Here is a 12063-nt window from a genome sequence, read left to right as displayed (position 1 = left end):
AGCGGAGTAATACTTTCCATGGTTCATTAATATCTAAAAGTGCACAACCCATACGGTATACAAATCCATTACAAGTATTAATAACCCCATGATAGATTATAAGCCATCCATCCTCCGTCTCAATTGGTATAGGGCCCGCACCAATTTTGGTAGACTGCCAAGCAGATTCATCACCCTTATGAGTAGACATAACATGTCTGTGGTGTCCCCAGTATTCCATATCTGTACTCTGGCTATAAAAAATATCACCAAATGCCGTATGTCCTGTATCACTTGGCCTGCTTAACATGGCAAACTTTTCGTTTATTTTTCTAGGGAACAACACACCATTTCTATTATAAGGCAAAAACGCATTTTCTAACTGATAGAAATCTTTAAAATCAAAGGTATATCCCACTCCGATTGTTGGTCCATAATATCCATTACACCAGGTAATATAAAATCTATCTTCAATGTAACATACTCTGGGATCATACCGATACTCCCTTTTTAAAATCTCTTCATCATCTCCTTGAAAAGAAATAGGAGTTGAATTGATGTTCCATGTAATTCCATCTTTACTGAATCCGACGTACAGATCCATACTGACAGCCTTGCTGTCACATCGGAATACTCCTGCAAAACCATCTTTAAAAGGAACAATCGCACTATTAAAAACACTATTAGAACTCTCAATTGCGTCTCTATCTATAATCGGATTTTCCTTATATCTCCAAACAGGCATTGCATAACCTTCTGGCTTGTCCTGCCATGGCATATTGGGTAATGGATTACTTATTATTCTGCTCATACATTCAGCCTCCTGTAATTCTTAGCTTCACAATATAACCCTAAAACAAGATGAATCATAATACAAATAATATCGTATTATAAATAGTCAGATGTATTATGATTCATCTTATAGATTCAACTATCTGTTATAGCCCCTTACAATTATTATTTTTTAGCATCAATCTGATCTTGTGTTTCTTTTACAATAGTCTCAAAGCCTGCTGCATATAGTTCTTTCGTGATTGTTTTAACTAATTCTCTCGGTTCTTTTGCGCCTGTTAACAGTTCGCTTTTATATTTTTCATATACTGCACGACAATTTGCTAATTCTGTCTCAATATTGGAAGTATCTAAATTAAAACCTAATAGTACAGATGGTTTTGCACCACTGTTTAATGTTTTTACTTCTTCCCATTGATTACTGTCATCACCAGCCAATTTAGTTACATTAAAGAAAGTACCCTGAGTGTAACCTGCCATGGACCAATCATTATTTATCCTCTCTACTTCACCTTTTTCATTATATTTAAAGTTTTCTCCTTCAAGTCCATAATAAAAAGCATCTCTTACTACAGAATCCAAATTTACCAATTGCAAAAATTGTAAACATTTTTCAGGATATTTTGTACCAGAATAAATACCACTCAAAGAACCACGAACCGTTGTATTGGAAACTATAGTATCCGTATATTGTACTGCTACTGCCTCTGATCCCATATTAGGTCCCCACGTTGTTTTAGCTGCTGCTGACCACCCCTGTGCTATCTGCAATGTTCTATATTTTGGAGCTTCATCAAGTGTTGGTGCATCTGGACTGATAATTCCCGCTTTATAGAATTTATGAAGCATATCTAATTGCTTTAATACATCTTCCTGCTCTAATACATTTACAACTTTACGGGTAGTATCATCATAGCGCACACCTAGTGCTGCAAGACCTACACCCATCTGATCATAGTAAACAAGTACTGCATCCACACCATTTTTATCCATGATAAAAGGGTTTTTCCCTTCTCCTTCTTTTATCTTAGCTAATGCCGCTTCCAACTCTTCGAAAGTACGGATATTATCATAATCAATTTGATATTTATCCGTCATTACCTTATCCCAAACCATATACTCTGTGCATGAACTGTCCTTATAAGTAGGTACAGAATAAATTTTACCTTTTACCGATACGGCATCCCAGTAATTTTTAGGAATATAGGAAACCAACTCTGCAGCATTTTTTTCTATTAGATCTGTAATATCCAAGAAAGCTCCCATATTAACCTGACTGCTGTATTTTGATGAATCTGTAAATAGAATATCAAAATATTCTCCTGAATTAACAATTACATTTCTTCGGTTGTCCCAATCACTCCATGGAACAACTTCAACTTCTATATGTACGCCAATCTTCTCTCCAAGATATTCATTAATATGTTTCTGCCAAGCTTCATAATTAGTTGGCATTCCATTTCCTACCTGAATCCATTTCAAGGTAACAATCTCATCTTTATTAGTTGTTCCCTTTGTTTCATTTGGTTTCTTTGTTTCAACTGAGGTTTGATTTTCTGTTTCCTTTTTAGAACAACCCCAAAACAGTCCCACAGTTACTAACATTGCAATCAATAACACCATTGCTTTTCTTAGTTTCATGATTCCTCCATTCCGCCGTTTTTTACGGCATACATATTTTTTTCCCCATAAATTTATATAAATATTTCCTAAATACATAGGCATAAATAAAATTACCGCTTTACCATGTATCTATCAGAAATAATTTATATCCATGCCTACCCTTTCACAGCACCAATTGTTAATCCGCTAATAAAATATCTTTGAAAAAACGGATACGCACAGGCAATAGGAATGATTATTACTATGGCTATTGCCATCCTAACACCTTCCTGGGGCATCTGTGCCTTATATTGCTGAAGAGTTAAACCGGCTGACGGATTATTTGCCAGATATTCAATACTTTTCTGAATGTTATTTAATAATGCCTGTAAAGATATAAGCTTTGTATTATTAATATATAAGGATGATTGAAACCAATCATTCCAATAACTGAAGCAGGAAAATAATCCAATGGTAGCCAAAACAGGTTTGGAAATAGGTAGTACTATCTTTGAAAATATTTTAAATTGATTTGCTCCATCTATCTTTGCGGATTCTACAATAGAATCCGGTATGGTGGTTTTGAAAAAAGTTTTACAAACTATAACATTAAATGAAGACACTGCAAGTGGCAATATCAATGCCCAAACCGAATCCTTTAATCCCAATAAGTTGGTATTTACTACATAGGAAGATAGCATACCTCCATTAAATATCATTGGTATAAAGACGATCCAAGTGAGAAAGCCATTTAACTTATATTCCTTTCTAGATAGCACATAACCCATTGCTGTGGTTAGTATAATAGCAATAATGGTACCTACCACTGTAACAAAAATTGATACTTCCAGTGCATTTACTATCATTTTCCCTTCTCGAAGAAGAAACCGATAAGCATCTAAGGAAAATTCTTTCGGCCAGAACCGGTATCCATTATCTGTAAGGGAACTCTCTGAAGTGATGGAAATCATAAATACAAATGCCACCGGAATCACGCACATAATAGAAATGACTAAAAAAATTAAATTAAAAATAGTATTTGTTGGTTTTGAAATTCGATTTAATTTTGAAATGCTCTCTGATCCTTTATTTATTTTACAAGACATTATATTCCTCCTAAATTATTGCGCTTTCTTCGTCAATTTTACTTACAATTTTGTTAGTCAAAAGAATTGTGATACAACATGCAACAGACTGAAAGAAAGTGGCCGCCATAGTCATTCCGATCGGGGAAGAAGATAAAAGTGCCTTATAAATATATGTATCCAAAGTAGATGCAACATCGTATAATGATCCCGGCACACCTCTTGTGACCTGATAAAACAGTCCAAAATCCGAATAAAAAATCCTACCTACATTTAAAATAAACATCATAATTACTATTGTCTTAAGACACGGTAGTGTTATGTACTTAACCTGTTGCCACTTTGTTGCTCCATCTATTGTAGCTGCCTCATAATATGTTCCATCAATTCCTGTGATACTTGCCAGATACACAACCATACTATACCCAAGAGTTTTCCATAACTGCGTAATTGTCAGGATAAAAGGCCAGTATTTTGCTTCCATGTACCATTGGATTGATTCTCTACCAAAGGATTGTCGAATACTGTTAATCATGCCTTTATCCATGCTTAAAAATGCATAGACAAAATAACTAACTACAACCCATGACATAAAATACGGAAAAAACATCATAGTCTGATATACTTTTGACTTCTTTTTTCCATGAATCAAGCTAACCATAATTGCTAAAGTGACAGGAATAATAATTCCTAATGTTATAAAAATCAGGTTATAACCTATTGTATTTCTTAATAAAACAAACAGTGCATTAGACTTAATCAAAAAATCAAAATTCTTAAGTCCTACCCAATCGCTGTGAATTAAGTTATATACAAAACTCCTCCCTGGCATAATTCTATAATTTTTGAACGCAAGAATTAATCCAAACATTGGTAGAAAGCAAAAAAGCAAATACCAAATTGTAGTAGGCAACGCTAATAAACTTAATTCCGTATCATCTCTTGACCATCGCTTTTTCTTATATTTTCTTTTACCACTAACCTTATTTGTCTTTTTCATTCTTATATCCAGTCCTTTCATATACTCAAAAACAAGTCATTACGAAATATTGGCATCAAGCAAATCATTTTGAAATTAAATAGAGTCCAAAGTCTTTTGTTATGCTTACATTCTTTACTTTTGTCAATTTTAATTTCCTCATAGTTAAAATTTTCTTTATCATTTTTCTATATCTAATTTAACATAAATTAAAATAAAGTGCAATGTAATTCTAATTTTTTCCTGTTGTTTTTTTACATAATTAACAATCACTTTTTTGCTTATTCTTTGTAAATCATTAGTTTATCTAATTATTATACAATATCCATCAATATTCTTAATTATGATATTATGTTAAATATGTTTAATATTTTATTTATCATTTTTAACATTTAAGTTTATTTACAATTGTTAAACTAAATGTTAAGATATATCCATAAAGTAAAAAAATAATATTGCAAACGAGGTCTGTATATGAAAAAAGTAACAATGCAAGAACTTGCAGATTCACTTAATGTATCACGGGTCACAGTCTGGAAAGTTATTAATAATATTTCCGGCGTTTCTGACAATTTGCGAGATCTGATTTTGAATAAAGCAAAAGAAATGGGATATTTCAAAGCTGGTCACCCAATAATGGACGAAAAAGAAGATGAATCATATTCTTTTTCATCACACCATGGACAAATAACAGTTTCTGTGGTTGTTTCACGCCCAGAATCCTCTGCATTTTGGATGAATATTATTCATCAGATTGCAAAGAAATTAGACGAATCAAATATAAACCTAATGTACACCTACCTGCCTTCCAAATTTACAGCAGACTATGTTTTGCCAGCTGTATTAACGAACGGAACAATCCATGGGATGATTATTTTAAACGTTTATGATTACCATTTATTTACCATGTTGAACAATTTGTCAATTCCCAAAGTATTTTTAGATATGGTCACTTCTCTCACGATAGATTCCATAACAGGTGACTTATTCTTATTAGAGGGTAAATCCACTGTAGAGGAAATAACAGATTTTATTATCCAAAAAGGAAGAACCGAAATCGGTTTTATCGGAGATATTCAATATGCCAAAACAAATCAGAATCGGTACGAAGGTTATGTAGCAGCCATGGTAAAAAACCAAATAGGTATAAAAAAGGAATACTGTTTGACGAAAAATATTGGCATCTATACTTATCAGGAAGAAATAAACGAATTTTTATCCAGTCTCCCTCATATGCCCCAGGCTTTTGTCTGTGCAAGCGATTACGTTGCACATTTTTTACTTAAATATCTCAAAGAACACAGCTATCGTGTTCCCGAAGATATAGCGGTATCCGGCTATGATAATAATACTGAATATCCCGGTATAGCAGGTAACTTAACCACAGTTCAAGTTCAAACAAAGGAATTAGGTAAGCGTCTGGCAACGCAATTATTATACAGAATGGATGTTACCGATTCTCCTTATGAGGTTACTTATCTTCACCCTAAAATAATTTGGGGAAAATCCACGGACTTTTAATTGCAAATGCTTCCCATATCACCTCTACAAAAACAGGATGAATACACATACAAAGGACTCCAATAAAACAAGGGGTGGAACTATTTGAGTTCCACCCCTTGTTTTATACAGACCCAACTACACAAATTTAACCAACCATCTGCTCTCCACTTAGGATAAAGCGATTCACTGCTTTTGCTACTCCATCCTCGTCATTCGTTGCAGTAACATAATTCGATACTTCTTTTGCTTCTTTGCATGCATTCCCCATAGCTACACCTAGACCAGCATATTGTAGCATTGTAATATCATTAAGTCCATCTCCGCATGCCATTAATTCTTCTCTGCTTAACTGTAAGCGATTTAACAGGAGTTCAAGGGATGCGGATTTTTCAACTCCTAAAGGCATAATTTCAAGGAAGAATGGTTCAGAGAAATAGATGCTAAGTTCATCCCCATATTTTTCTTTTAAATAATCTCTCACAGGAAGGAGTTTTTCGTGATCTCCAACTACAAGGCATTTTGGTACCGGATAAGTAACATGGCTAACGATATCCTCTATTTTACGTACTTTTACTTTGTTGATAAAACATTCTCGTAAAACATATGGGTCTGTGTCATCTTCCGTTATGATATCCTCACCATCATATGTGAGCATTGACACACCAAATTGTTTTGCCACTTCATAGATTGATGCTATTCTCTCTACATTAAGTACTTTTTGATACACTTCTTTTCCTGTATGACAATCAATAATTTGTCCACCATTATAAGCAAGAATATAACCACTGTATTTTGAAAGCTCTAATTCTTTCGCTAAAGGCTTAATCCCAACCAAAGGCCTTCCTGAAGCAAGTACCACTGTTACTCCATCTTCCATCGCTCTTTGTAAGGTTTCTTTTGTATTTAGAGTAATCTTTTTTTCACTATTTGTTAGTGTCCCATCCAAATCAAGTGCTAAAATTTTTATGTCCATATTAACCTTCGTAACCTTTCTATTCTATATAATTCATAGATTAATAAATTTCTCCCTATGAATTCTTTTATCCTTATAAATAAGTCCTCTCAACAAACGTACTATAACGTAAACATACGAAAGGTATAAGAGAGACTCAAGCTACATAAAACGCTTACATCTTATCTTATTTTCTCTTTTCTGTCAATTTTATTCTAAAATCATAACAATTACATTTGCAATTCAAAAAAGTGCCAGTAAGAACTTATCTCTTCTTACCAACACTTTCTTAAAGCTCTAGTTCTTATTATGTTTTAACATAACAAGTTTCTATTTTATTAATTATTAACAGCTCTAACGTTCCTCACGGAAATAATTCACTCCACAAGAAGCTGGCTGAGCATTCTTCTTTGAATTCTTTACTGATGCCATAATTAGAACAATAGTTGTAATAATGTATGGTATCATATCGTAGATCGCTCCTGGAATTCCGATAGAACTAGGAACATAGTACTTTAATTGGCGAAGGGCACCAAAGATAAAGGAACCAAAGATTGCTTTGGTTGGACTCCAGGAAGCAAAAATAACAAGCGCTACAGAAATCCATCCAAGACCGTTAACACAGTCACTTATCCAAACACCTTTATTAATAATCATAATGGTAAATGCACCACCGATTCCACAGATACCACCGCCAAGACATACATTAATATACTTCCATTTTGTTACCTTTATTCCAGCAGCATCTGCAGCTGCAGGATTTTCACCAATTGCTCTAACATTAAGTCCGCGTTTTGTACGATTAAAATAAAATGCAAGAAGGATCGCTGTTATAATTCCAAGGTAAACAAATGGATTATAAGAAAATAGCAAAGGTCCAATCACAGGAATATCACTAAGACCAGGAATATGAATTGCTCTCATCTGAGCAGTTATTTTTTCTGGAAGTTTTAAGGATTCTACACCTAAGCTTTGTCTAGCGAAGTGACCGCAAAAATTCGCAAGTCCTACACCAAAGATGGTTAAGGTTAAACCTGTAACATTTTGGTTTGCCATAAATGTAATCGTTAAGATACCATAGATTAGTGCAGCCAATGCACCTGCCAAAAATGCTGCAATAATCGCAATCACAAAACTATCCGTAGAATATCCCGCCATAAAACCTGCAAAAGCACCGATTGCCATCATACCTTCTACACCTAGATTTAAATGGCCAACCTTCTCAGTAACGATTTCACCCAAAGTACCAAAAAGAATTGGGGTACCTGAGGTTATGGAGGCTGCTATAAAAATGATGATCATATCAAAATCCATTATGCCTTACCTCCTTTTTTTCTTACAGCAAATTTATAGCGAACAAAGAACTCACAACCAATCACAAAGAAAAGAATAATTCCTTGTAGAACATCTGCACACGCCTCTGAAACACCAAACGTAGATTCTACAACACTACTTCCCTTTTCCATGATACTGAATAAAGAGGCGATTACAAAAATAGACAATGGTTTTAAGTTAGCTAACCAAGCAACAATAATTGCAGTAAAACCAACACCTCTTGTGACACCTTCTGTCATAGTACCAGCATTACCACTAACCTCAATCATACCAACCAAACCGCAGATTGCACCACTTAAAAACATTGTACGAAGAATAATACGTTTTACATTCATCCCAGCATAACTTGCAGTCGCTTGACTTTCTCCGACAACATCAACTTCATAACATTGTTTTGTAAATTTCGTATAGATGAATACAACAATAAGTACAATAATAGCAATAATCCAACCCGCGTGAATACCGAACACTTTATCTAATCGAGCACTCGCAGGGAAGATAGCAAATTTTTTGTAACCAAGAGAAGTAGGATCTGCCCATGGTCCTTCTCTTAAAAATACAACAAAATTTAATGCGATATAATTTAACATTAGCGTAAACAATGTCTCATTTGTATTATATTTTGCTTTGAAATATGCAGGTAATAGCCCGGTTAACCCGCCACCTATCATACCAGCAATAATCATCACTGTAATCAATAGCCAATGTGGCATGTTTCCATGAAAAATAGCAAAATAAGATGCGAATACGGCACCCATAATAATCTGACCTTCTGCACCAATATTCCAGAACTTCATACGAAATGCCAAGGTGATACCAAGAGAGGTAATCACTAAAGGAATCATTATCTTTACCGTACCTTGAAATGCTAACTTCGAACGAAATGCACCTTTTACCATAGTTGCATATACTGCCAATGGATTATTTCCAATACATAAAATAAAGATTGCTCCTGCAATTAATGCTAAGAAAAGAGCTGCAAGTCTTAGGGCAAGCGCACGATTTTTTGATAACTCTGCTCGTTTTATAGTTCGAATGAATGGTTCGCTTTTTATAGATTTTCCAATACTTTTACTCATCCTTAGCTACCTCCTTCGTACTTCCACCAGTCATTAAGATACCTAGCTCTTCCTTGGTTGCCTTTTTCGCATTTACGATTCCTGTAATCTTACCATGGCAAAGAACCATAATATTGTCACAAAGCTCTAATAAAACATCTAGGTCCTCACCGGCAAAAATGACTGCTACATTCTTTTTCTTCTGTTCATTTAATAGATTATAAATCATATAGGAGGAATTAATATCTAGTCCACGTACTGGATATGCTGTGATTAAAACATTCGGACAAGATTCTATTTCACGTCCTAACAGTACTTTCTGAACATTACCACCAGACATCAGACGAACCGGCGTTTCAATTCCAGGTGTTACAATGGATAACTTCTTCACAAGTTCACTTGCTAGCTTTTTCGCAGGTTTTCTTCTGACAAAAGGACCCTTTCCCTTTTTATAACTCTTAAGTAGCATGTTATCTGTCATGCCCATGGAGGCTACTAATCCCATACCAAGACGATCTTCTGGTACGAAGCTCATACTAATTCCAAGGCTAATGATTTCCAGTGGAGTTTTCCCTACAATATTTTCTTTGTTATATAAAATAGCGCCTTTTTTTACTTTCAATAAACCAGCAATACCTTCGCAAAGTTCCTTCTGCCCACTGCCGGCAACACCAGCAATTCCTAGAATCTCACCCGTACGAATTTCAAAACTTACATCTTCGATACCTCTTGTACCGTCCGTGGAATCAATCGTTAAGTCTACACATTTTAATATTGCTTCCTTCTTCACCACTTCCGGTCGTTCGATTTCAAGATTAACTGCTCTACCAACCATAAGTTCCGTAAGCGAATTTACATCACATTCTGCTGTTACAACAGTTTCGATACTTTGTCCTTTTCTTAAGATGGTAACACGGTCACTTATATCAAGAACTTCGTTTAGTTTATGCGTAATAATAATAACAGAATTTCCTTGTTCCTTCATCTTACGAAGAATTTTAAAAAGTTTCTCCGTTTCCTGAGGAGTAAGTACCGCCGTTGGCTCGTCCAAGATAAGGATTCGAGCGCCTCTATATAAAACCTTTAAGATTTCTACTGTCTGCTTTTCGCTAACTGACATATCATAGACTTTCTTATCGGAATCAACTTCTAATCCAAACTTATTACATATTGCATTAATTTTTTCCTTCATTACTTTCGAAGATTCTAATTTTTCTTTCGTCCCTAACACAATATTCTCGGCAGCAGTAAATACTTCTACTAACTTAAAATGCTGGTGTATCATACCGATACCCAAACTAACTGCGTCCGTTGGAGAATTAATCATCGCTTCTTCTCCATTTACAAAGATAGAACCTTCGTCTTGATGATATATACCAGAAAGCATATTCATTAACGTTGTTTTACCGGAACCATTCTCTCCTAAGAGTGCTAAGATTTCACCTTGTTTTACGTTTAAGTCGATGTGATCATTTGCCACAACGCTACCGAAGGTTTTGGTAATCCCTTTGCATTCAATTGCATAAACAGGTTCTTTCCCCTTCTCCATAAGATATCCTCCAAATCCTTTTCTTCTACAATTCTCTTGAAAATACGACACTCCCAATCATACTATTTATACCAAGCAAAGTCAATTTATCCTTTATCTAGAATTTAAGTAAAAATCTAGTATTAGAATTCTGCAATCACACTAACTTCCATTGTATACCACATTTCATAAACACATTTCTTTATTAAAAACTAGCAAATATCCAAAAATCAACTTACAAACATAATATGGGTGCTGCAAACTTTGTTTTTTCTATTTGCAACACCCAACAAACAATTATAATCCCTCAATTTTAATTATTCGACCAATTAGTTTTCCACTACATTCTTGAAATACCAGTTGATACCACCAGTAATTGTAGCATCATCTAAAGATTTTCCTTCTTCACCAATGGTTTGACCATCATTAGTTTCGATAGCACCAGTGAATACATCCCATTCACCAGATTTGATTTTTGCTTCAGCTTCCGCAACTTTCTCTTCGGTACCTGGTGCACAAAGATCAGATAATGGAGAGATATTGATTAAGCCTTCTGCCATACCACCAAAGTAGTTGCTTCCATCCCAAGTTCCATCAATTACAGATTTAACTGCCGTAGTGTAATATGCTGACCAATCCCAAAGAGCAGAAGTAAGAACTGCCTTAGGAGCATCCTTAGACATATCAGAGTTATAACCAACACCAAATACGCCAGCTGCTTCTGCTGCTGTCATAGGGTTTGGTGTATCACAATGCTGACCAATTACATCACAGCCAATAGCGATTAAAGCTTCCGCTGCTGCTGCTTCACCTTCAGGGGAGAACCAGCTGTTAGTTGTTTTTACATAAACCTTAGCATCTGGGTTTACAGAGTAAACACCCATAGCAAATGCATCAAGACCACCAGTTACTTCAGAGTTTTCTTTACCCCAAGCTGCTACATAACCAATCTTGTTACTTGTTGTCTTTAAACCAGCAGCGATACCTGTTAAATATCTAGCTTGATAAATTCTACCGAAATAGTTATTAAAGTTGCTACCATTTGATTTATATCCTGTACCATGAGAAAAGATTACATCTGGATGCTCTGCTGCCAAAGCCTCAACAGTATCCATGTATCCCCAGCTTGTAGCGAAGATTAATTTTGCACCCTCTTCGATACACTCTTCAATTGCATTACGGATCGCTACAGGATCCTGATCATTTACATTATTTTTTCTGATGATCTGATTGTCATTTAAGCCGATATT

10 protein-coding genes are annotated in these 12063 nt (G+C 34.9%); 1 reads left to right on the top strand and 9 read right to left on the bottom strand.

Annotation, left to right across the window (positions count from 1 at the left end; all coding sequences use genetic code 11):
- From RTP52_RS14720 to RTP52_RS14705, 4 genes are all read right to left on the bottom strand, one after another.
- The coding region (locus RTP52_RS14720; RefSeq protein WP_312372192.1) for a glycoside hydrolase family 130 protein at positions 1-790 on the bottom strand (790 nt) is incomplete at its 3' end.
- A gap of 146 nt (positions 791-936) precedes the next feature.
- Positions 937-2412 (bottom strand): ABC transporter substrate-binding protein, encoded by a 1476-nt coding sequence (locus tag RTP52_RS14715; RefSeq protein ID WP_312372191.1) that lies wholly within the window; start codon positions 2410-2412, stop codon positions 937-939.
- A gap of 137 nt (positions 2413-2549) precedes the next feature.
- A complete protein-coding gene (locus RTP52_RS14710; RefSeq protein ID WP_312372190.1) occupies positions 2550-3479 on the bottom strand; it encodes a carbohydrate ABC transporter permease in 930 nt (309 codons plus the stop codon).
- Positions 3480-3489: 10 nt separating this feature from the next.
- On the bottom strand, positions 3490-4458 hold the full coding sequence (locus RTP52_RS14705) for an ABC transporter permease (protein ID WP_312103032.1): 969 nt from the start codon (positions 4456-4458) through the stop codon (positions 3490-3492).
- Between the two features lie 453 nt (positions 4459-4911).
- On the opposite strand from RTP52_RS14705, the gene RTP52_RS14700 reads away from it, so the two are divergent.
- Positions 4912-5958 (top strand): LacI family DNA-binding transcriptional regulator, encoded by a 1047-nt coding sequence (locus RTP52_RS14700; protein ID WP_312372188.1) that lies wholly within the window; start codon positions 4912-4914, stop codon positions 5956-5958.
- Between the two features lie 127 nt (positions 5959-6085).
- On the opposite strand, the gene RTP52_RS14695 is transcribed toward RTP52_RS14700, so the two are convergent.
- From RTP52_RS14695 to RTP52_RS14675, 5 genes are all read right to left on the bottom strand, one after another.
- Positions 6086-6913 carry a Cof-type HAD-IIB family hydrolase gene (locus RTP52_RS14695; RefSeq protein WP_312372186.1) on the bottom strand — a complete coding sequence of 276 codons (828 nt, stop codon included), beginning with the start codon at positions 6911-6913 and terminating at the stop codon, positions 6086-6088.
- 333 nt (positions 6914-7246) lie between these two features.
- Positions 7247-8206, bottom strand: coding sequence for an ABC transporter permease (locus tag RTP52_RS14690; RefSeq protein ID WP_312105039.1), 960 nt, complete (start codon positions 8204-8206; stop codon positions 7247-7249).
- On the bottom strand, positions 8206-9306 hold the full coding sequence (locus tag RTP52_RS14685) for an ABC transporter permease (RefSeq protein ID WP_312105037.1): 1101 nt from the start codon (positions 9304-9306) through the stop codon (positions 8206-8208). The genes RTP52_RS14690 and RTP52_RS14685 overlap by 1 nt, the downstream gene beginning before the upstream one ends.
- Complete coding sequence (locus RTP52_RS14680; RefSeq protein WP_312372184.1) at positions 9299-10834, bottom strand: ABC transporter ATP-binding protein; 1536 nt, start codon at positions 10832-10834, stop codon at positions 9299-9301. Before RTP52_RS14680 ends, RTP52_RS14685 begins: the two co-directional genes overlap by 8 nt.
- Before the next feature lie 308 nt (positions 10835-11142).
- Positions 11143-12063: BMP family ABC transporter substrate-binding protein (locus RTP52_RS14675; protein ID WP_312372183.1), on the bottom strand; the 921-nt coding region annotated here is incomplete at its 5' end.

This window comes from Lachnoclostridium sp., from assembly GCF_031997925.1.
Lineage (GTDB): Bacteria > Bacillota > Clostridia > Lachnospirales > Lachnospiraceae > Lachnoclostridium.
The sequence above is the reverse complement of the archived record's forward strand: the minus strand, read 5'-3'. Positions and strand labels throughout refer to the sequence as shown.

Excerpts from the sequence above, each read along its gene's own strand:
- RTP52_RS14715 (WP_312372191.1), bottom strand. The coding sequence starts at position 2,412 with ATGAAACTAAGAAAAGCAATGGTGTTATTGATTGCAATGTTAGTAACT.
- RTP52_RS14710 (WP_312372190.1), bottom strand. The coding sequence starts at position 3,479 with ATGTCTTGTAAAATAAATAAAGGATCAGAGAGCATTTCAAAATTAAAT.
- RTP52_RS14705 (WP_312103032.1), bottom strand. The coding sequence starts at position 4,458 with ATGAAAAAGACAAATAAGGTTAGTGGTAAAAGAAAATATAAGAAAAAG.
- RTP52_RS14700 (WP_312372188.1), top strand. The coding sequence starts at position 4,912 with ATGAAAAAAGTAACAATGCAAGAACTTGCAGATTCACTTAATGTATCA.
- RTP52_RS14695 (WP_312372186.1), bottom strand. The coding sequence starts at position 6,913 with ATGGACATAAAAATTTTAGCACTTGATTTGGATGGGACACTAACAAAT.
- RTP52_RS14690 (WP_312105039.1), bottom strand. The coding sequence starts at position 8,206 with ATGGATTTTGATATGATCATCATTTTTATAGCAGCCTCCATAACCTCA.
- RTP52_RS14685 (WP_312105037.1), bottom strand. The coding sequence starts at position 9,306 with ATGAGTAAAAGTATTGGAAAATCTATAAAAAGCGAACCATTCATTCGA.
- RTP52_RS14680 (WP_312372184.1), bottom strand. The coding sequence starts at position 10,834 with ATGGAGAAGGGGAAAGAACCTGTTTATGCAATTGAATGCAAAGGGATT.